The 21,675-nt window shown below is 39.0% G+C and carries 21 protein-coding genes; 6 read left to right on the top strand and 15 right to left on the bottom strand.

What is annotated here, in order from left to right; all coding sequences use genetic code 11:
* Positions 1-6: 6 nt before the first annotated feature.
* From EHQ16_RS17200 to ispH, 6 genes are read right to left on the bottom strand one after another with little or no spacing between them, the layout of a single operon-like run.
* The gene (locus EHQ16_RS17200; protein ID WP_135632408.1) at positions 7-2,166 is read right to left on the bottom strand and encodes a chemotaxis protein CheA; all 2,160 of its coding nucleotides are present in this window, start codon (positions 2,164-2,166) and stop codon (positions 7-9) included.
* Entirely contained in the window at positions 2,166-2,537 is a 372-nt protein-coding gene (locus EHQ16_RS17195) for an STAS domain-containing protein (RefSeq protein WP_135632407.1), read from the bottom strand. The genes EHQ16_RS17200 and EHQ16_RS17195 overlap by 1 nt, the downstream gene beginning before the upstream one ends.
* 2 nt (positions 2,538-2,539) lie before the next feature.
* The gene (locus EHQ16_RS17190; protein WP_135600422.1) at positions 2,540-2,905 is read right to left on the bottom strand and encodes a response regulator; all 366 of its coding nucleotides are present in this window, start codon (positions 2,903-2,905) and stop codon (positions 2,540-2,542) included.
* A complete protein-coding gene (locus EHQ16_RS17185; protein ID WP_135632406.1) occupies positions 2,898-4,205 on the bottom strand; it encodes a response regulator in 1,308 nt (435 codons plus the stop codon). The genes EHQ16_RS17190 and EHQ16_RS17185 overlap by 8 nt, the downstream gene beginning before the upstream one ends.
* A 48-nt stretch (positions 4,206-4,253) precedes the next feature.
* Entirely contained in the window at positions 4,254-5,876 is a 1,623-nt protein-coding gene (locus EHQ16_RS17180; RefSeq protein WP_135632405.1) for a sensor histidine kinase, read from the bottom strand.
* A 1-nt stretch (position 5,877) separates the two neighbouring features.
* Entirely contained in the window at positions 5,878-6,825 is a 948-nt protein-coding gene (gene ispH, locus EHQ16_RS17175; RefSeq protein WP_135632964.1) for a 4-hydroxy-3-methylbut-2-enyl diphosphate reductase, read from the bottom strand.
* Positions 6,826-7,064: 239 nt separating this feature from the next.
* Between ispH and EHQ16_RS17170 the strand changes: the two genes are divergently transcribed.
* The gene (locus EHQ16_RS17170) at positions 7,065-7,913 is read left to right on the top strand and encodes a flagellin N-terminal helical domain-containing protein (RefSeq protein WP_002974229.1); all 849 of its coding nucleotides are present in this window, start codon (positions 7,065-7,067) and stop codon (positions 7,911-7,913) included.
* 193 nt (positions 7,914-8,106) lie between these two features.
* The gene (ilvA, locus tag EHQ16_RS17165; protein WP_135632404.1) at positions 8,107-9,339 is read left to right on the top strand and encodes a threonine ammonia-lyase; all 1,233 of its coding nucleotides are present in this window, start codon (positions 8,107-8,109) and stop codon (positions 9,337-9,339) included.
* Positions 9,340-9,736: 397 nt separating this feature from the next.
* Here ilvA and metW read toward each other — a convergent pair whose 3' ends face one another.
* Genes metW through EHQ16_RS17150 form a run of 3 tightly spaced genes read right to left on the bottom strand, consistent with a single transcriptional unit; the run spans position 9,737 to position 12,800 of the window.
* Positions 9,737-10,354: a methionine biosynthesis protein MetW gene (metW, locus tag EHQ16_RS17160; protein WP_100742810.1), complete on the bottom strand. Its 618-nt coding sequence runs from the start codon at positions 10,352-10,354 to the stop codon at positions 9,737-9,739.
* Complete coding sequence (gene metX, locus EHQ16_RS17155; RefSeq protein ID WP_135632403.1) at positions 10,351-11,487, bottom strand: homoserine O-acetyltransferase MetX; 1,137 nt, start codon at positions 11,485-11,487, stop codon at positions 10,351-10,353. Before metX ends, metW begins: the two co-directional genes overlap by 4 nt.
* 8 nt (positions 11,488-11,495) lie before the next feature.
* On the bottom strand, positions 11,496-12,800 hold the full coding sequence (locus EHQ16_RS17150) for an O-acetylhomoserine aminocarboxypropyltransferase/cysteine synthase family protein (RefSeq protein ID WP_135632402.1): 1,305 nt from the start codon (positions 12,798-12,800) through the stop codon (positions 11,496-11,498).
* 213 nt (positions 12,801-13,013) lie between these two features.
* Here EHQ16_RS17150 and EHQ16_RS17145 point away from each other — a divergent pair, with 213 nt between their 5' ends.
* On the top strand, positions 13,014-14,552 hold the full coding sequence (locus tag EHQ16_RS17145; RefSeq protein ID WP_244242129.1) for a hypothetical protein: 1,539 nt from the start codon (positions 13,014-13,016) through the stop codon (positions 14,550-14,552).
* On the opposite strand, the gene EHQ16_RS17140 is transcribed toward EHQ16_RS17145, so the two are convergent.
* The 4 genes from EHQ16_RS17140 to EHQ16_RS17125 all read right to left on the bottom strand — a co-directional run bounded on the left by EHQ16_RS17140 (position 14,542) and on the right by EHQ16_RS17125 (position 17,964).
* A complete protein-coding gene (locus EHQ16_RS17140) occupies positions 14,542-15,264 on the bottom strand; it encodes an RsmE family RNA methyltransferase (RefSeq protein ID WP_135632401.1) in 723 nt (240 codons plus the stop codon). The two genes, EHQ16_RS17145 and EHQ16_RS17140, sit on opposite strands and share 11 nt — an antisense overlap.
* A gap of 3 nt (positions 15,265-15,267) precedes the next feature.
* A complete protein-coding gene (locus EHQ16_RS17135) occupies positions 15,268-15,705 on the bottom strand; it encodes a hypothetical protein (protein WP_135632960.1) in 438 nt (145 codons plus the stop codon).
* Between the two features lie 53 nt (positions 15,706-15,758).
* Entirely contained in the window at positions 15,759-16,592 is an 834-nt protein-coding gene (gene fcpB / locus EHQ16_RS17130; RefSeq protein WP_135632400.1) for a flagellar-coiling protein FcpB, read from the bottom strand.
* A gap of 121 nt (positions 16,593-16,713) precedes the next feature.
* Positions 16,714-17,964 carry an AAA family ATPase gene (locus EHQ16_RS17125; protein WP_208742322.1) on the bottom strand — a complete coding sequence of 417 codons (1,251 nt, stop codon included), beginning with the start codon at positions 17,962-17,964 and terminating at the stop codon, positions 16,714-16,716.
* Positions 17,965-18,050: 86 nt separating this feature from the next.
* On the opposite strand from EHQ16_RS17125, the gene fliN reads away from it, so the two are divergent.
* From fliN to EHQ16_RS17110, 3 genes are all read left to right on the top strand, one after another.
* Positions 18,051-18,569, top strand: a complete 519-nt coding sequence (fliN, locus tag EHQ16_RS17120) for a flagellar motor switch protein FliN (RefSeq protein ID WP_135632399.1) — start codon at positions 18,051-18,053, stop codon at positions 18,567-18,569.
* A gap of 36 nt (positions 18,570-18,605) precedes the next feature.
* Positions 18,606-19,058 carry a GNAT family N-acetyltransferase gene (locus EHQ16_RS17115; protein ID WP_135632398.1) on the top strand — a complete coding sequence of 151 codons (453 nt, stop codon included), beginning with the start codon at positions 18,606-18,608 and terminating at the stop codon, positions 19,056-19,058.
* Positions 19,059-19,247: 189 nt separating this feature from the next.
* Entirely contained in the window at positions 19,248-19,724 is a 477-nt protein-coding gene (locus EHQ16_RS17110) for an RNHCP domain-containing protein (protein ID WP_135632397.1), read from the top strand.
* Between the two features lie 31 nt (positions 19,725-19,755).
* On the opposite strand, the gene EHQ16_RS17105 is transcribed toward EHQ16_RS17110, so the two are convergent.
* Positions 19,756-20,676 (bottom strand): SPFH domain-containing protein, encoded by a 921-nt coding sequence (locus tag EHQ16_RS17105; protein ID WP_135632396.1) that lies wholly within the window; start codon positions 20,674-20,676, stop codon positions 19,756-19,758.
* A 1-nt stretch (position 20,677) separates the two neighbouring features.
* A complete protein-coding gene (locus EHQ16_RS17100; protein WP_135632395.1) occupies positions 20,678-21,598 on the bottom strand; it encodes an SPFH domain-containing protein in 921 nt (306 codons plus the stop codon).
* Between the last annotated feature and the right edge of the window lie 77 nt (positions 21,599-21,675).

Here is a 21,675-nt window from a genome sequence, read left to right as displayed (position 1 = left end):
TCCTCATTATTGATTTAATCTTTCATTTTCTAACGTAATCGTTCTTTCAAAAAGAGAAGGGATGTCTATGATTAAGGCCACATTCCCATTTCCTAAAATACTAGACCCACTAACACCTTTTACATGACGAAAAACAGATCCCATTGGTTTGATGACCGTTTGGTATTCTCCCAGAAGTCTTTCGACAACAATTCCTGCTTTTTTTTCACCGTTCCGAACAATCACAATGTTTTCCCGTAAATTTTGATCATTAGATTCTGACGGATAATAATCCCTTAAACGGAGGTAAGGAATCAAACTGCCTCGAAGGGCAAAAAATTGGTTTGTTTCTGCTCTGTTTTCATCCGTAAAATGTAAACATTCGAGAACCATATCCATCGGTATGATGAATTGGTTATTCCCAACTTCTACCAAAAATCCATCGATGATTGCGAGTGTTAATGGTAATCTGAGGATAAATCGGCTGCCTTGGTTTGGAGTGGATTTTACAGTAATGTTCCCACGTAAGGATTCGATGTTTTGTAAAACAACATCAAGGCCTACACCACGGCCAGAAACATTGGTGATTTGTGAAGCAGTGGAAAGTCCGGGGTGAAAGAGGAGTTGGAATACTTCTTCCTCCGAATCAGGCATAGATCCAGAAACTAGGCCTTTATCGATCCCCTTTTGCCAGACCTTTTCTTTTTGGATTCCATTCCCATCGTCAGTGATTTCGATCACAACACTCCCGGCTTCGTGAAAGGCATTGAGTTTGATTGTGCCTTGTTTTGGTTTTCCTTTTTTTTCTCTTTCTTCAGGTGTTTCTAATCCATGATCACAAGCATTTCTTACTAAATGGGTCAGAGGGTCACCTAACTTATCAACAATATTGCGATCCAGTTCAGTTTCGTTCCCTTCTGTGATGAGCCGAATGTCTTTACCAAGTTCTTTTCCTAAATCTCTGACAGTTCTCGTATACTTTTGGAAACTATCACCAATCGGAACCATTCGGAGTTTGAGAGAAATTTCTCTCACTTCATTCAGAAGTCTCATCGCAAGTATTGATGATTCTTGTAAATTGGAATCTTCCATATTCCCAATGAGTTGGTTCATATTGGCGCAAGACACCACCAGTTCTCCGACTCGATTGATTAAATTATCGATTCGTTTTGAATCTACTTTGATGGTAGAAGATTTTCCTGAATCTTTTGGAGAGAGGATCCCTGAATTTGGATGGGTGGATTCAGAAGTTGGTGCGGGGGAGGATGTTGTGGTTGATAAGTTTGTATTAGAAACAATTCCCGTTTTACGAGTTTTTAGTTCTTCTAAATACTGAATCAAACTAACGTCCGTTAATATTCCAATTTCCTTCCAAAGATTACCAAGAAGTATTTCTTCCTCGGGAAGTTGGCCGGAAAGATCACATAAGTCTTCGAGTCCTGCTTCTGGAGGAAGGATGTGTAAAAAAGAATCGTTTTCGATAAAGTTAAATACTTTCCTGACACTCTCTAAATCGGAATCAGAAACAAAGTGGATTTCGAAACCCAAATAACAATTTTCTGGATCAAACTCGTTCAGATTGTTTGGGATTTCTGACACAGTTTTTAAAGAACGGATGGTTCCCAATTTTTTTAAATACCCAATAAAGGATATGGGATCAAGTCCTTGTGAAAATACATTTCGATTGGGTCGAAAGGAAATGAGATAGGCTGGGATCTCAAAACTAGATTTTTGTTTTGTTAATTTCGATTCAGCGGGAGGGGCGGATCCTTCCGTTTTAGTTGTCACTTCTCCATTTGATTCTTTTAGAAACGGTTTCATCTTTTCTAAAATGGAATTGCCAAAACTGATTTTTGTTTCTGGAATTTTTCCTTTGGTTTCTTCAAAAACTAAATAGGACAAATGGTCTTTTGCATTTAGTAAAATTTCTGTCAGTTCCGTTTGGAAAGGAATGTTGTGGGAACGTAAACCATCTAATAAATTTTCAACAACATGAGTGAACTTAACGGTGGATTCAAATCCAAACATTCCAGCCGTCCCTTTGATGGTATGAACCGCACGAAAGATGGCATTTAAATCTTCATCCGAAGGAGTTGTAACTTCTGTGCGAAGTAAAATTGCCTCCATATCACGAAGAAATTCTTCGGATTCAACTAAATAGGCATCTATAACCTCTGTTAAATCCATTAACTTGTTTTCCTCGTTCCATATCTAAATTCGACTTCGTTTGAATGTTCCTTTTTTACCTTCACACGATCCCCAAAAAAACTCACAAGTCCAAGTAAATCCAAAACTTTGAGTACAGCTAAAGAGTGATTTTTTAAATGGATGGAGTAGTGTTTGGTTTGGCTTAGTTCTTTTAGATACACTAAAAATTGGATTCCAGCTGAATCAATTCTTTCAATTCCTTGTAAATCTAAATGGATGATTTTTCCCTTTGTATTTGTCCAAACATCAGACAGATTTTTCCATTCTTTGACAAAAGGTACAGTGAGATACCCTTGCCAAATAATTTCAAAACCTGAATTAGATTCTCTAAGTGTTTGAACTGGTTCCATGGTTATGGTAGTAATTTAGAAATAGTATCCAGTAACTCTTCAGGTGAAAAGGGTTTGGTTAACCATGCTTTGGCACCTGCATCCATACCTTGTTGTTTTTTTTCTGGTTGGGATTCGGTGGTTAACATAATGATCGGTGTAAATTTGTATTTCGGATTTTCTTTGACTTTTTTTACAAAACTAATACCATCCATATTCGGCATATTCATGTCCGAAACAATCAAATCAACTTCGTTACTTTCTAGTTGTTTCAAACCCTCGATACCATCACCAGCTTCAATTAAATCGAAGTCTGCGTTTTTTAAATGGACGGAGATGATTTTACGGAATACCGCAGAGTCATCGATAATCAGAATTTTTCTATTCATGGTTTGTTTCCTTTTCGTTTTGAATTGGTAAAAATATTTCGGCAATGATGCAGTCAGCTTTGACTTCTGTTGTGTGATCAATCGCATTACGAATGAAAAACATTCCATTGTGCCTATGAAGTATAAAATCAACCATAGTCAACCCAAGGCCTAAACTAAATTTTTCTTTAGAATAAAAACTTTCGACGGGCGGATGGATGCGATAAAAAGGTTCAATTAGTCTTTTTTCGGAATTTGTAAGTTGTTTTGCATATTCATCTTCAATGATATTATTTTTGGCTGATAAACAAAAATACCCATCAACAAAGGTAACAAATACATCAAAATGTGATTTTTTTTTGGAATACTTCAGTCCATTCGTTATGATTTCGTGAATGGCAAGTTTCATTGATTCTATATCGAAATCCAAATAAACAGATTGTTTGACTACAGGTAAATTGACTTTAATTTCTCGTTCTTCTATTTCAGTTCTAAACGATTCAACAAGGGAAGGTAAAATCCCAAGTAACTCTTCACTTTTTCTTCTAACTAAATTAGCGTTGTTTTGGATGATATCAACAGCTAGGTCAAGTCCAGACATCATTGCCATATTGTGTTCATGATTTTCATATAACAAATCCCAGAACTCTTTGTTAATGAGATAATCTTTACCTTGATCCACTTTGATTTGTTGGATAGAGTCTATGATGGTTGACATAGCACCCAGACCAGATCCTTGCATTAACGTAGTTTTTAGATTCAGGATAGAGTAGAGTTCTGAATTGACTTCATTTGTTTTTCTATGAGATTCTTTGTAGTTAAGCCATTCCAATTGACTTTTTAACTCTTTTGATTCTTCATCAATGAGAACAGATTCCATTCGCTTTAAGTAGACGTATTCTAATGCTTTTTCCAAACGATCAGATACAATTTCTACATGAAGTGGCTTTAAAAGGTAATCATACACACCGAGTTTCATGATTTCGATGATTTCTTCCGTTTGGTCGATGGCTGTTTGAACGATAAAAACTGCGGAAGGTTCTAATTTTTTTCGCTCAAGGATGAATGTTTTTCCATCCATCACCGGCATCATCAAATCCACCAAATAAAGGCTATATGATCTTTTTGACGCCAGATCAAGAGCAACTTTTCCATCCTCGGCGATTTCAGTTTCCATTCCAATCCGTTTGCAGATAGCCTCAAGGAGGACTTGGTTTTCTTTTTTATCCTCGATGATAAGGATTGGCTCCTTGGGACGTCTTTGGAATTCCTTTGCCCGAGTGGACTTGGTATTGTTTGGATTTAAGTTCGATTCCACCATATAGATTATCGGAAATCTTACGGGAGAATTCTACAGGGTTCAATTCCTTTATTTTATTAATTCAGGTAACTTGAGTTTAAAATTAGATCCTTGCCCTATTTGGGAGGTAAGTTCGATATGCCCTCCGAGTCTGACTGCTAGACCCTGAGAAATGGAGAGACCTAATCCTGTTCCCTCTATGTTCCCATCATCGTTTAACCGGGTGAAGGTATGGAAAATACGATTTTGATCCTCTTCGGAGATTCCAGGCCCAAAATCACGAACAGAAATGGTCAAGTTGTCAGAATCCCAATGACAATCGAATTCGATGTAAGCCTGATTAGAGTATTTAATCGCATTGGATAGAAGGTTTAGGAGGATTTGTTGGATTTTACCAGAATCTGAGGTTAGGTTTTTCGACTGCGATGGGGGTTTGAAACGAATGTCCATCCCTTTCGCGTTAGCTTGTGGTTGGATTAATTCTAAAGTTTGGCGACATAGATCTTCTGGTTTAAAGGTTGTTAATTGGATTTTGATTTGGCCCGATTCAATTTTCATCAGACCCAAAATTTCATTGATCATATTTAAGAGTCTTGTCCCGCCAGTGTAAATGTAGTTTAGGTATTCTTTTCCGGTTTTGTCTGAATCGGGAATTTGGATCAGTTTAGAAAACCCAATGATGGAATTTAATGGGGTTCTGAGTTCGTGGCTCATATGTGCTAAAAATTCTGTTTTGGCGCGGTAGGCTCTTTCCAATTCTTCTTTCGTTTTGGTGAGATCCAGCGTTCGCTCCAAAACTAACGATTCTAAGGTGGATTTGTATCGATTGATTTCGGTTAGATCTAAATCTCTTTGGACAAATAAACCCATCCACCGACTGACTGTTTGGTAAATCAAAAGGTTTTCTTGTTTGATCGGTGTGTTTGGTTTGTATTTTAAAAAACCCATAACACCTAGGAATTGATTTTCAAACAGTACAGGAATGAGAAGGAGGGTTTCTGCTTGTGTTTGGTCAAAGAACCATTTTTCTCTTGCCAGAGCTCTTTCTTTTGTTAAATGAATGGTTTTTTCTTTTTTTAGTTTATGAACCCAACGACTGAGTCCTAGTTCATACCAATCTGAATTTTGACATTCCTTCGGGAGTAGTGGGTATTTTGTTGATTTTCTTTCGTTCACCCAAATTTGAAATCTAGTTTGTGATTCTATCGGTTCATATTTAAGATAAAAAATAGAATCCATTTCTGTGAAGTATAGGAGTTGGTAGAGGGCGTGTGGTAATCCTTCTCGAATGGAAGGTTGTTGGATCAAAATTTGAATGGAAGATGCAACACCAATTTCAAATCTTAAACGCCAAGCAATATCTTCCTCTTGTCTTTGTTTAGCGGTTATATCTTTGATACAAAATTTTGTGTATTCTTTGTTTTTACTTTCTTCAGGAACTGTGAATTTTCCAAAATGAGATTCAAGGATGGTTCCATCCGTCTTATAAATCAGTTCTCTTGAATAATCAGAATTTTCTATTTTTTTTGTAAGAAAACTGTTTAAATCGAATCCGAATTCTAAAGTATCAAAGAGTTTATTTCGCAAAATAAACTCAAATTTTTTTGTCGTTTTATCAATTGATAGAATGCTCGTTCCCGACTCATCTCCCTCCAGGGAAGCTTTTAGTAGTGACCAAGCATCTAAAGGCATTTTAATATTGTTTGAGTAGTTCCTTGGGAAGTTTAAAACTCATTGTATCTTCTCTACTTTCTGGAAAAAGAGATACCTTGGCATTTGGAAAATGTTTTAAAATCTCTCCTACAATTTCATCTACAAGAACTTGTGGGCTGGAAGCACCTGCCGTGATCCCGAGAGTTTTGATTCCAGAATTTTTAATATGCTCTGGATTTACGTCTTCTTTGCGAGAAATTTGAAAGCTATCAGGTCTTGTTTTTTTAGCTAGTTGGCAAAGTCGTACGGAGTTAGAAGAATTTTCTGCCCCAATGACAAGTATGGCATCCACCGATTCCAACATCGACCTAACAGCCTCTTGTCGTTCCGTTGTCGCATAACAAATATCATCTTTTTGTGGGTGTTCTACATAGGGGAAAACTTCTTCAATTTTTTTAACTACGTTCTTTGTATCTTCCACGGAAAGTGTGGTTTGCATGAGGTATGTGAGAGGTTTCTCTTTTGAAATTCTACCTTTGAGGTTTTCTACATCTTCTGGAGATTCCACGAGAAACATTTCCGCTTCCCCCATCGTACCGATGGCTTCGTCATGACCTCTGTGTCCAATATAGATGATTTGGTGGCTGTCTTTGATATTACGGGCTTTTTTGTGGACTCTGGTGACTAGCGGGCAGGTGGCATCACCGATTTTCATTTTTCTTTCTGTGGCTTCTTTTACCACTTCCGGGGAAACACCATGGGCAGAAAATACGACGGTGGCTCCATCTGGGACTTCCGAAAGTTCGCTAATAAAGCGGATTCCTTTTTTTTTCATTTCTTCCACAACTCTTTGGTTATGGACGATTTCTTTTCGAACATAAAGAGGGTTATCTGGGTTTTCTTGGAATGCTGTCTCTACATAGGAAATAGCATACTTCACACCAGCACAAAATCCTCGGGGGTTCGCTAAATATATGGTCTCTAACACGTAAAAAGCCTGCCTTTTCTCTGAATCCATTTCCATAGAATTCCTAGGACATATTTTCGAAAAGGGGAAGTTCTATTTTTATTCAAATTTTATTTCTTTTTCCCTATTATCCTCCGTACCGGAATGACCGATCCTTATCTTGAAAGGGCCAAGGATGGCCTCTTCGAAAATTCATCAATTTCTCGGGCTTTCGGTGAAAACCTGAAGTGGCGAGGGAACGGATTCAAGGAGGAACCCGGATGATTATCAACCACAACGTAAGTGCGATCTTTGCACACAGAACTTTGAAGTCTAACGACGCGAACCTGAGCAAAGATATCGAAAAGTTGTCTTCTGGTATGCGTATTAACAAAGCCGGAGATGACGCATCTGGACTTGCAGTGTCTGAGAAAATGAGAACTCAGATTGCTGGTCTTCGACGTGCAGAACAGAATACTGAAGATGGTATGTCCCTCATTCAAACGGCGGAAGGATATCTTCAAGAAACACACGAAATCGTTCAACGTGTTCGTGTACTCGCGGTGCAAGCTGCGAACGGTATCTACTCGGAAGAAGATAGACAACAGATCCAAGTCGAGGTTTCACAGCTAGTGGACGAGATCGATCGTATTGCTTCTCAAGCAGAATTCAACAAAATGAAACTGCTTACAGGAGCTTTTGCTCGTCTCAACCCAACTGCTAGTATGTGGTTCCATATTGGAGCTAACATGCACCAAAGAGAGCGCGTGTACATTGAAACAATGAACACTGCGGCATTAGGATTAAGAAACCCTACGGTTCTTACTTTTATCTCTCTTTCGACTGCAGGTAAAGCAAACTCCGTAATCGGACTTTGTGATGATGCCCTAAGAGTGATCTCTAAACAAAGAGCTGACCTTGGTGCTTATTACAACCGTATGGAGCATGCTGCGAAAGGACTTATGAATGCTTATGAAAACACACAAGCTTCTGAGTCTCGTATCCGTGATACTGACATGGCTGAACAAATGACCAGTTTCACAAGATACCAAATCTTAACTCAGGCTGCAACATCAATGCTTGCGCAAGCAAACATGAAGTCTCAGTCAGTGATGAGATTGCTCCAGTAATAGGATAAGAGAAACCAAAGGTAGGGCAGGGTGGTTGGGGCCCGCCTCTGGTTTCTCGATTTTCTTTTTTGACATTCCTTCTAAATTCTAACTTCCCTCTTTTCTTTGATCACTTTCCTTTTTTTACTTCAAAATATAAATTCATTCTCCAAAAATTTAACATTCTATTTATTTGAAATAGTGAGTATACTCTATGAACTTAGATATTGATTCTGCCTACGAAGCGATCCAATCAATTGTTTTGAAAACACCTCTTCAATTTCATTCAAAACTATCTGAAAATTTTAAAGCCCAAATTTATATTAAACGAGAAGATTTACAAATTGTAAGATCCTATAAAATCCGAGGGGCCTACAACCTAATCCAAAGTTTAAGTTTGAAAGAAAGAGAGCAGGGTGTCGTGTGTGCCAGTGCAGGAAATCATGCTCAAGGCGTTGCATATTCCTGCAAAATTTTGAATTTACATGGTGTGATTTATATGCCCGCCATCACTCCCAAACAAAAAATCAACCAAGTCAAAATGTTTGGCGGAAACTGGATCGAGATTGTTCTTGTTGGTGATACATTTGATGAATGCCAATCGTTTGCTTTAGAATATGCGAAAACTCATAATAAAGTTTTTGTTCCTCCCTTTGATCATGAAAAAATTATGGAAGGACAAGGAACAGTTGCTAAAGAAATTCTGGAAGAAGAGTCTGGCATTGATTATGTGTTTGTTCCTATCGGGGGCGGAGGGCTTTGTGCGGGAGTTGGAAGTTATTTTAAAGAGAAATCTCCCAATACAAAGATCATTGGTGTTGAACCATTTGGTGCACCTTCTATGACGGAGGCTCTAAAACAGGGAAAACCTACTATCCTTTCTAAGATTGATAAATTTGTAGATGGGGCCGCAGTTAAAAAAGTAGGGGATCTTACCTTCCCAATTTGCCGAGAAGTCCTCTCTGACATGATACTTGTGAAAGAAGGAAAGGTGTGTTCTACACTTTTGAATTTGTACAATGAAGACGCCATTGTGGCAGAACCTGCAGGAGCTTTGAGTATTTCTGCATTAGATCAGTATGCCGAACAAATTCGTGGGAAAAAAGTTGTCTGCATCCTTAGCGGTGGCAATAACGATATCGATCGGATGCAAGAAATTAAAGAAAGATCTTTATTATATGAAGGATTAAAACATTATTTTATCGTACGTTTTGCACAGAGACCAGGAGCATTAAAACAATTTGTTAATGAGATTCTTGGTCCAAATGATGATATCGTTCGATTTGAATTCATCCAAAAAAACAATAAAGAGTCGGGTCCTGCCCTTATTGGTATTGAGTTGAAATCGAAAGATGACTTCAAGGGATTACTAGAAAGAATGGATGCCTTTCATCTTAACTTCACAGTAGTGAACCAAGATGAAAATTTATTTGAATATCTGATCTAGGATTTTTTGTGAGTTATTTAAAGTTAGGTGATGATTCGCAAATACAATACCTTCGGATACTTAAGAAAATTTTTTTTTGACCAAAAATCTTTCTTATTTCTTTTGTTAAAATTTCAGGAATTCCCTAAAGGATTTTTAAAATCTTTCGATAGTTATAATGATTGAATGATCGTCGTACAGCTAAAAGCCCGGAGTGATTGCCGGGCTTTTGTATAACTATGAACTTCTTATTTATAAATTTTATCTTTTTACGATTTATCTTTTCTTTGGCGCGAGATGTGGTATATAGGCGTCATTGGGTGGCGGGTGGATAACCCCACCCAGTTCGAATAGGGCGGGGATAGTATACCTACCGAGTCCCTCTTACCATTTAAAAAATCCGTCCCCTATCTATCTTTTACGCCCGAATCACAAACAAAGCAAGAGTCGCAAACAAGTTGGGGAAAAGTTTGATTTGTCTGGTTCGGTTAAAGAAAGCTCTATGCAGAACTTTGATCCTTTCAAAGTCACAAAAGTCCTCAAAATCCTTTCCCGATAAATAATGTAAATTTGGTGTGTCATACCAATGAAAAGGCATCAGTTCAGTAACAGGAGTTTTTCCGCTAAGTAAGATCGATGAACGAATTTGCCAGTGCGAAAAATTTGGGAATACAATGATTACCTGTTTTCCAATTCGTAAACATTCTTTAATGATTTCACCAGGATTTAACGTCTGTTGGATGGTTTGGTTGAGAATGACAAAATCAAAACTATGGTCTAAATGATGTTTTAGTCCATCATCAATATCACCATGATGAACATATAAACTCTTTTTCACACATTGGATGATACATTTATCATCCTTTTCTATCCCTTGGACACGAACCCCTTTGTTTTTTAGGATCAACATAAGTTCGCCATACCCACAACCAAGGTCTAAAACCCTTTCTCCTGGTTTGACTAAATTGGCAATGTATGAAATATCGGGTCTGTTTTTTAAATCCAAACCTAGGGTTTCATTGGTATGAATGTTCAAATGAAAACTCCTTCGTCGGTAGAACTTAAAAAATCTCTGAGGATGGAATCCTGTTGTTCACTTGGTAATAAAAAACTATCGTGTCCCGCCGGATTGTTGAGTTCCACAAAACTAACGGGAACTGCATTGACTTCTAGAGACTTTACAATTTCTTCTGATTGATATGGCGGATAGAGCCAGTCCGAGGTATAAGCGACTACTAAGAATCGACACCTAACTTTAGCTAATACTTTTGTAAGTTCTTTTCCTGTTCCTAAACTAAAATGATCTAGTGCTTTGGTAACATAAATGTATGAGTTTGCATCAAACCGGTCTACAAAAGACTCACCTTGGTAAATCAAATAACTTCCGACAGCAAAGTCTGTAGATTGGATATTCCCTTTGGGTGGTTTTCGACCAAATTTTTCTCGCATCATCTCGTCACTTAAATAAGTGATATGGCCCATCATCCGGGCAAGGGCGAGACCCTTTGATGGCCGATTCTCTTGTGTATACAAACCTTGGTTCCAGTTGGGATCGGACAAGATGGCTTGTCTTCCCACTTCATTAAAAGCAATTTGTTGTGCAGAGTGTTCGGATGAAGATGCCATCACAATACAGTTTTTGAGACGATCCGGGTAAGCAACTGACCACTGTAAGGCTTGCATTCCACCCATGGAACCACCAGCAACCGCAAATAGTTTATGTATTCCAAAATGACTGATTAGTTTTTCTTGAGCGTTTACCATATCTCCAATGGAGACAAAAGGAAATGTCGATTGGAAGGGTTTTCCATTTTTTCCGTTTATGGTCAGTGGTCCACTAGATCCTTTACATCCTCCGATCACATTCGAGGAGATGATAAAGTAACGATTGGTATCAAATGCTTTTCCAGGTCCAATGTAAAAATCCCAGTAACCAGGTCGTTTGTCCCCTTCATGAAAACCGGCAGCATGGGCATCACCAGAAAGAGCATGGCAGACTAAGATGGCATTGTCTTTTTTTTCGTTTAATGTGCCGTAAGTTTCATAGGCAATTTCGAGAGGAGTGATGGTTTCACCCCCCTCTAAAGTCAAAGAGTCAAATTGAATGATTTGAGTACGTACTACGCCTACGGATCCGTGGGAAAACTCGTTCTGTTCGGCGGTAGGCATAGTCTTAATCAGATATTTTTTAATGCCTCTTCCAAGTCTACCAGAATGTCATCGATGTTTTCAAGTCCTACACTCAAACGAACAAACCCAGGAGTAACTCCGGCTGAAATTTGTTCTGCTCCAGTCAACTGTTGGTGGGTTGTTGAAGCTGGGTGGATCGCAAGAGATTTCGCATCACCGATGTTAGCAAGAAGACTAAAAAGCTCAAGTCCATCGATGAATTTTTTTGCCTTTTCCACACCACCTTTGATTTCAAAACCTACGATGGCACCAAAGAGTCCACGTTCATGGTATTTTTTAGCTGTCGCAAAGTCTTTTCCGGTTGGAAGGCCTGGATAGTTGACCCATTCAATCTTAGGGTGTTTTTGTAAAAACTCAGCAACTTTAAGAGCATTGCTTGAGTGGCGTTCCATACGAAGTGGAAGTGTTTCTACACCTTGCAGAATTTGCCATGCGTTGAAAGGAGAAATTGCTGGACCAAGGTCTCTTAGGCCTTGCACTCGTGCTTTCAAAATAAAAGCAATATTCACTCCACCAAATGGTTCAAATTTTCCGAACACATCCCAGAATTTCAAGCCATGATAAGATGGATCTGGTTCTGTGAAGTTTTTAAATTTTCCGTTCCCCCAATTGAAGGTACCAGCATCAATGATGATCCCTCCAATAGAAGTTCCATGGCCGCCTAAAAATTTAGTGAGAGAGTGGACAACAATGTCTGCTCCATGTTTGATTGGGTTCACTAAATAAGGAGAAGGCATCGTATTATCAATCACAAGAGGAACACCCACTTCTTTTGCAACTTTACTCACGGCTGCAATGTCGAGTGTGTCTAGTTTTGGATTTCCTAAAGTTTCCGCATAAAAGGCTCTTGTTTTTTCATTGGAGGCTTTACGGAAATTTTCAGGATCTGATTGGTCTACAAAGTGTACTTTGATTCCGAGTTTCGGAAATGTATAATGGAGAAGGTTGTACGTTCCACCATAGAGAGAAGAAGAAGCAACGATTTCTTGTCCTGCCTCAACGATATTCAAAAGTGCAAGAGTTTCTGCACTTTGGCCAGAAGCCGTTGCGAGAGCGGCTACACCACCTTCCAAAGCTGCCACACGTTTTTCTAAAACGTCAGTGGTTGGGTTCATAAGTCTTGTATAAATATTACCAAACTCTTGAAGACCGAAAAGTCGTGCTGCGTGGTCGGTATCTTTGAATACATAAGATGTGGTTTGGTACAAGGGGACCGCTCTTGACGTAGTCGTCGGATCCGGTTCTTGTCCTCCGTGGAGTGCGATGGTTTCTGGTTTAAAATTACGTGGCATAAATTCCCCCGATGGTCTTGTCATCCTGAACCTTTCTTGCTTATTTGTCAAGAAAAAATCCAATAAAACGGATCCTTGGTTCACTTTATTGGATCTATTCTAAAGAGATTATTTCTTATTTTCAGCCCAAAACCTTACGATAATGATCGTATCGTGTTGAAGTTCTGTCTGACCCAATGTTTTTTATTCCTGATTTTCCCCTTGGTTTTTGCCTTGGAAGCACAGGTTTGGGTTCCCACAGGGACTGAATCGCGGAGGGCCTCGGCCTTACAATTTGATGCAGGTGCAGCTAGTTTTCAAAAAGATTACTACGGTTACGTATCTCCCAATTTTACTTACAATCATGGCAGTAATTTCGGGTATTCCTTTTCTCTTCCGATCAATGCCCTGGCAGTTGATAAAGATCCACTCCAGCTAGATAGTAAAGCCGGTAAAATCAGGGAAATGGATTACAATAGCAAAAATGATTATGCACGTGTGTTAAATTATATTTCATACGGAACTTACAACCAACAGATTCCAGGGAAAGTTACTTATTCAGCTTACACTGGTAAGATGGTCGATGGTTATGTTGGTCATGGAACTATTGTAAACAAATACCAAAGTTCTTCTCGGTTTGATTCTTATAATCCGGGTGTGATGGCCGATTTGAATACTGATTACGTGGGAGTGCAGTATTTTGCCAATTCCGTTGTTAATTTTGAAGTGAATGCAGCGAGAGTATATATCAAACCTTTGGCGATTGGGAAATCTCTATTTTCTTTATTTGATAAATCATCTGATTTAGTTTACCTCATGAACTTACGGGGGAATGTTTTAGATGAATCTGGTCGAATCAGTGTGGAAGAAGAAGCAGGTTCGGAAGAATCCAAAAACAAAAAAGCCGAAGAGGCCAAAAAAAAGGAAATAAGACCAATTAACAAAGATTCCCGGATGGAACTTGTGGATAATGATCCATGGTACAACCGTTTGACGATTGGATATACAAGAGCCTGGGATAGAGCCGCACCAGTACAAATGTCTTATAATACCAATGGATCTCCTGTCACAGAAAAGAATTTAGACAATCCAAAAACAACTCAAGTCACTCGTGCCTCTGTGGAAGGGATGGATATCGAATACCGACTTCTCAATTTACCTTTTGTGGAACTCACTCCTTATTTGGACTTTAATAAAATCAAAGGACTTGATGGTGCCCAAGGGACACATTATGGAACAATCTTTCGTTTAGGAACAAAAGACTTAAACGTTATTTTAAAACCTGAGTTTCGGCAAATGACTGCAAACTATGCACCCATGTATTTTGATAGTTTTTATGAAGTGGAAAGATTTCAAAAATTTCCCATATCGGCACCCATTCGTCCTAAATATGATTACTTAGATAACCAATCCAATGCCAAAGTCACAGGTTATTATCATACCATTTATATTAATTTTTATCATTTAGGTTTTGAATTTGCAGTGGAAGATTATGGGTTAAAAGGAAACAAACGAGTGTTCGCCGCTGCCTATATTCCCTTAGGATCTTCTTTTTTGATGTCCTTTTATTATACAAAAAAAGGGTATGAGTCCCAAGGGAAGGCTTTTGAGTTAGACAATAATACCCAAGCTGCCGCTGAAATTTCTAAATCCTTTGGTCCTATTGTGTTACGATTGCAAAACTATCGAAAGTACTACTTAGATAGCAGTGAAAAGTCTTTTGTAAGCATTGATGAAATTCGCTTTTTGGTTTCGGGCGGAATTAGTTTTTAATCGAAAACAATAGGTGTAAAAGAGCAGAATAGGCAAATTCTGTTCTAAGATTGATTTTTCCAAGACTCACCATCGTAATACCAGATTCTTTAAAAAATAAAATGTCTTCTGGTTTCCATCCGGATTCTGGCCCAAATACAAATAAAACCTCTTCCTCGGTTTTTATAGATTCTAGAAATATGGAAGGGGAATCCTCTCCCTCTCGATCCAACACAAAAATCTTTCCCTTCCACGATTTAAAAAAAGGTTTCCACGGTAAGGATTTGGCCAAGGTCAAATTTGGTAACCTGTGATTTCCCGTTTGGCAGAGTCCCGTTTCTAAGTAAGAGAGGGTATCTTTTGAATAAACAGGAGAAGTCCAATACTCTTTGTTTTTAGATTCTGTGGCATAAAAATAAACTGAGTTTACGCCATAGGCTCCACTTAAGTGCAAAAGTTTTTTCCCCGTTTGAGGCCTTGGCAAGGAAAAGAAGGTATGGATGGAAAGGGGGCTTAGAACATCAGGAAGAGAATCTAATTTTTCTAATGTTGTGGAAGAATCAGAAATACTTTGGATTTGGAAAAGATAATTACCGGAACCCGGAATGACCACTTGGACTTTGTCTTCCTTATCTTTTTTTAGGATGGTTCTGATATGAGTATGTCTCTCATCAGTGAGTTGGACTAAATGGTTTGAATTTAGTTCCTCTTCATAAATAAGAACCCAATTCAAGTGTTAGATCTCGTAATTAGGTTTTGTATTTGGTATTGAATTTTCTTCTGGGGTATCTGGATTAATTTCGTTGTTAGGTTCTTCCATATTAGGATTTTGTAACTCTTCTTCTTTCACTGTATCGAGTTTCTGAGTATTAGGAAATGATGACCATTTCCAAAAATACAACATAAGGATGGTAAATAACAAAATGGGAATCCATCGGATCTCTCTTTTTTTTGGCCCAGTTTTAGATTTTAAATAATCAATGGGTGCATAGAGTAAATCGAGAACCAGTTCTTTATAACTCTGAAAGGATGGTTTGAATTGAAAAGAGGGGATTTGTTCCGATGTGTTTTGAAAATCTTCCGAAGTTTCCAAATCAGGAACAAAGGTGAAACGATGAGAACAGACGGGACATTGAACCAAAATGGTTCCCTGTGTGGCAGGGAACCGTAACATCGTGGAACAATTCGGACATTGTTTAACGAGATTCAATTAAGAACCTGTTGTTCTTAGTATTTTAAAGAACTCTTCAATGCTTCTACGTTTTTCTTATAATGTTTATTGGAATCTCGATCGTTATAATCGAAAAGTTTTGTAAACAGTTTGTCGAAGTAGTCCAAGTTTTTGAAGTAGAATTGTTTTTTGAAATTGTTTCGAATTGGGTTTGTTTTTGTATTCTCTACATTGGAAAGAATGTATTTACCAACACCTTTTTCAGAAGGAGTTTCTGGAGTTCCCCAAACAGGATAATCATCGTGTTGGTAGAAAAGTTCCAGTTTATCATCGTGAGCAGCAGCACCGTTTGGCGCAACATCAGCAATCACAGAGATAATTTTGTCTTCTAAAACAAAATTGTTTTGGTAAATGTAAGTTCTAACTTTTGTAAGGTTACGCGGTTGTTCTTTTCTTGGATCTGGATCTGCGTTGTTCACACCTTCAAAAAAGAGTTCCATCTTTTTGAATTTTGCTCCCAAGTTTTTTCCTGATTTTCCATCTTCACTTCCTACAAAGTCAAAGACTTCTAGATGCAAACAAGTGTTATCTTGTGCTTCTTGTTTGTCAGCCGCTTCACATCTTTCTCCATCTGCACTTGGTTTTCCTTTGTAGAGGATTGTGCGGTGAGGAAGAGTTCTCACTTTCATTTTAAATAAAACTGTGTGTAAACGAAGGCGTTTGTTCACTTCAGAAATATTATCATCTAGTTCTTTTTCCGTCTCAGCGATGGATTTACCGGATTGAGTAGGATCAATTCCAGCAGAAGTGGAACCTGTTTCCGAGCTACCAGTTTGAGCGAAAACCCCAAAGTTGAGCAAAAGGATGGGGAGAATTAATTTTATTTTCATGTCCGAATCTTCCTAAAAGGTTAATTTGAGGATACCAAGGAACGACCAATGGTCGTAAACAACTATCCTGTAAAAATTATCGGTAAATCTCCTAGAAGATTGAAGTCGAATCGATTACTTTTTAGCGTTTCCATCCAAAATCCGCTAAGGAATCCAAATAAAACGAAATCTCGGGAGCGGACAAAAAGTCCTCTTTTTCCCAGTTTTGAGTGATCCAACGGCGTTCTACATAGTCACAATAGTCTTTTAGATTCCTTCCGGAAGCACCTTCTAAGGATTCTGCCAACCTTTGGCGGTCCTTGGGTTCCAGCTGTTTGGCATATCCTTCCAAAATTTTGGAACGTTCTTCCTTGTTTGGCAAAGGAAAGTAAATCTTTCTGTCAAATCGGGACAAAAGGGCGGAATCTAAATCGGCTTTTCTATTGGTGGCACCGATGGTGATGGTTCCGCTTCGTTCCGCAAATCCATCCAGTTTTCGGAGGAGAACACTCAAAAGATTTCGTGTCGCTTCAAAAAGCCCGTCTTCACGGGAAGTGGCAAGAGAATCAATTTCATCCAAAAAGAGCATACATTTGGGAAATAAAGCAGCCGCATCAAAAACCATGGCTAGGTTTTGGGAAGATTCACCGTAGTATTTACTTAAAATGGATTCAATGGGCACATAGACCATCGGAACCCCGCAGAGATGCGAAACAATTTTTGCCATACTGGTTTTTCCCACTCCTGGTTCTCCTTCAAAGAGCACCGCACGTGGGAGATTGGGACTTGGTTTTTTACGAGTCAGTTTGGTGATTTCGTAAAATGGTTCTGGTTTCAAAATAGGAAAAACCAAACTTTCTAAAATTTGCGACTTCACACCTTCATATCCAAAAACAGATTCAAAACCTAAATCGTTCCCTTTGGCCTTTTCTATATTTGGGTCATACACTTCCGCGCCGAGTTGGTGGAGGAGGATCCTTGGGTCTTTTGCTTCCGTACCTTCTGTTTTTAAAAAATGAAAGAGACTGACACAGGTTTGGATTTCCTTGGTGGAAAAATCCCCATGTTTGGAACATTCAACTTTTAAATCCGATTTGAAAGAAAACCGAATCCTAAATTTACCAGAAAGATTCTTTTGCGGTTCGAATAGATTTTCGTTTAAGGCCTGGATGCTAAGATACCCATCTTCAAAATTATAGATCCGATAATTTTCGATATAATTTCTAATGATTCCGAGGCAGTCCAGGATTCGGTCTTTTCCCGCGTTTTCCGAACGAAATCGAAATAAGGTCTCTTCTTTTTCCTGAACAAATTGATAATTGGCGTTCTTTAGTTCGGAGGCAAAAACTTCCTTTGCTTTAAAGTAATCCGGATGGGTCGCAGAATTGGACATAAGGAACAAAATGCGGAACTTTCCCTTTTTTTTCAAGGAAGGATTTTGATTTCCACCGACGAATAGAATGGAGAGGTTGCAAAGATATGGGTGAAGGTTCACTATCACAAGAGGATATAGACGCTCTACTCGGCGGATTTAGTGGAGGAGGCAATTCTCCAGCAGCTGGTGGTTCCGGCGGCGGTGGCGGTCTGGATGATTTAGATGCCCTCGTCGGTGGTGGCGGTGGGGATGACAATGGTCCTTCTTTCGCTGACATTGCTGCTGCTCTTGGGCCCAGTGCCACTCCTAGTCCCGCAAGGTCTGCGGCAAAGTCTCAGTCTAGTCCCGGAAGTAATACAGCCAACCTCAATTTACTTTTAGATGTCACTCTCCAACTGACGATTGAACTCGGACGTACGACAATGTTTATTAAAGATGTCCTCCAACTGACAGAAGGAACTGTGGTTGAGTTAGATAAAAACATTGGAGAAGAGTTGGATATCTTGGCGAATGGCAAACTTGTCGGACGCGGAAAACTCATCATCCTCGACGATTATTACGGGGTTCAAATCACACAAATTGTGGATCCAATGGAAAGACTTGGCGGACCTGCCTTTTTATAGGTTGTATCTTACCTGAACCAATAAATCAAATCACTTATGGAATTTGAATCTCCTTATACATTAGAACGGATTGTAAATCCATCTGAAGATTTACAATCAGATCTTTGGAACCTACTTCATGAATACAGTGTATCTAAGTTAGGTGATCCAAGCTTTGAAAAAAAAGAATTTTTTGCCATCCTTGTCAAAGAGGGAGAGACTCTTGTTGCTGCCTCTCTTTGTTATCTATTTTTTAAAGGTTTGAACCTCCAACTCCTTTGGGTCGCAGAAGAAAAAAGGGGAATGGATTTAGGTACCAAATTGTTAATTCAAATTGAAGAAGAGGCCAAAAATCTAGGGGCTACTCTTGTATTTGGATATTCTTTTGGGTTCCAGGCTCCCAAATTCTACACAAAACTGGGATACGAAGAAGTGGGAATGATCCCCAACTACCCAGAAGGGCAAAATTGTTATTTCCTCTGCAAAAAATTGACAACTGATTCTCCTTGACAAAAAATCCACATTTTTCATTTTGAAGTCTATGTTAACTCTAGCCATTGTGTAGACCGCCAAAACGGTGAACTTGTTTTGGATACCCCGCCTAAATTCAATTAGGAGGCGGCTATCTTCGCACAGGCGGTCTATTCCTCTCATCCACTGTTTTGGTCTCCTCTTTTTGTTTTGCCGCAAAAGCTGGATATGGTACGTGAATCCGAACTATCTAAATTTCAAAAGTTCTCAAAGAAAAAACGTTTTGATGATGAAGACGAGGACGTTTCATCGCAAAAACCCAAAATCAAATCTCATCGTTTCCGTTCTGATGTAGATGAATTTCGTTGTGTCGAATGCAAACAAATGGTTTTTCCTCCAGGTTTCGGAACAGACCAGAGAAACCATTGTCCCAATTGTTTGACGAGTTTGCATCTGGACAATTCTCCTGGTGACCGTGCTGCCATTTGCGGAAGTAAGATGGAAGCCATTTCCATTTGGGTGAGAAAAGGGGAGTGGGTGATTTTACATCGATGTAAGGGATGTGGAGTGATCCATGCCAATCGGATTGGGCCAGATGATAACGAGGCACTTCTTGTTTCACTTGCTGCCCAAGCAATGGCAAAACCAAGTTTTCGATTGTTTACAGAAAATCCGGTGGAAGATCCACCGGATGACAAATGTTAAACTACCATATGTGCATACTAGGATTGTCCTACTATGCTTTCGGTTTTTTCCCTTCGGTAAGGTTTGCAATGAGATTTGGTAAATTCATCACATCTGCAGGGATGAGGATTTCCGTATTCTCTTTGGCAACATTGAGGAAGTTATGGATAAAAGCCTTTGTGATTTGGAGTTTGATCGCAGAGGCACCACCTTGTTCCGAGATGGAACCTGCAATGGCTTCAATTCCTTTGGCCGTTGCTACGGCAAGGGCTTCAATCTCTGTTGCCTTTCCTTCGGCAGAGTTAATCCTTCTTTGTTTTTCCCCTTCCGATTTGTTCACGGCTTCTTCTTTAAAACCGAGGGAGCGGTTGATTCTCGAATCTCTTTCCCCTTCGGAAAGAAGCACCTGCGAACGTTTGGCGATCTGCGCCTTCTTTTCTTTTTCCATCGCATCAAGAACCGATTTCGGCGGAACAATATTCAAAATTTCATAACGATTGACTTTGATCCCCCAAGGTTCTGATGCTTGGTCGATAGCCGCCACAATCGTGGAGTTGATGAGATCTTTTTCCCCGATGGTTTTGTCCAGTTCCATGGTTCCAATCACAGAACGCATTGTGGTTTGTGCGAGTTGGATGGCTGCAAATTGGAAGTCTTCGATTCCATAAGAAGCACGAACCGGATCGATGATTTTTAAATAAATCACTCCATCCACTTTCACCTGCACGTTGTCATGCGTGATACAAATTTGTGGTTGTACATCAATGGATTGTTCTTTGAGAGTGTGGTAATAGGCATCACGATCAATGAAAGGGATGAGGATATGAAATCCTGCTCGTAAACTCCTAGAATATTTTCCCAATCGTTCCACAATTAAAACATCCTGTGCCGGAATGATGCGGATGCAGCGGAAGATTTTATAAATCAAATAAATGGCAATGATAGACCAAAAGCCTAAGTATACAAATTCCATACTATTCTCCTACCTGTGGGATTTTTGTAGTGATTTTGGAAAGTCCTTCAAAAACACCCCCGATGTTTGCTAAAGTTTCGGGAACCACTGTGGTTTTGGATGTTTTCAAAATTTGACCGAGGGCATCCAAATACTCTTGGGTGATTTGTAAGCTGACTGCTTCTTTTCCACCTTTTTTACTAATGGCTTCGGAGATGAGTTGTAAACCTTTTGCTGTGGCATTGGAAATGAGTGTGATTTCTTGTGCTCGTCCATCCGCCTCGTTGACCAATCGAATTTTTTCCCCTTCGGAGATGTTGATTGATTCTTGTCTTTCTCCCACAGAATGATTCACCCGTGCTTCCTTTTCTCCTTGGGAGATGGTGATTTCGGCTCGTCTTTCCCTTTCGGATTTCATTTGGTTTTCCATCTCGAGAAGGATTTGTTTTGGAGGAGTGATATTACGAATTTCGTATCTTGTGACTTTGATTCCCCAAGGATCCGTAGCGCGGTCAATATTGGAAACCACTCGTCCATTGATTTCATCTCTTTCTGAAAGTAGGTTATCAAAAATTAATTTTCCGATTTCGGATCGAAGTGTGGTTTGTGCAAGTTGAGTGGTTGCTAACATAAAGTTATCAATTCCATAAGATGCCTTTTCACCATCGATGACTTTTAAATACAAAACTCCATCCACTTCAACGGATACGTTATCCCTTGTGATACAAACTTGTGGATCGATATCGATGGTTTGTTCTTTTAAATTTTGTCGGTAACGAATTTGGTCTACAAACGGAATCAAAAAATAAAATCCCGATTTCAAAACACCATTCAATACACCTAATCTTTCTTTCACATAAACACTTTGTTCTGGAACAATGATGATTGTCTTTTTGACAATATAAACAATGATCAAAAATACAACGATGACGGTTGCGCCCATAATTTCCCCCTCTGTGACGTTCGACCCTACTTAGATAAGGGAAAAGTGAAAAGGTTTTTTTATTTATGATTAAAAAA

Source organism: Leptospira kanakyensis (assembly GCF_004769235.1).
Classification (GTDB): Bacteria; Spirochaetota; Leptospiria; order Leptospirales; family Leptospiraceae; genus Leptospira_A; species Leptospira_A kanakyensis.
The sequence above is the reverse complement of the archived record's forward strand: the minus strand, read 5'-3'. Positions and strand labels throughout refer to the sequence as shown.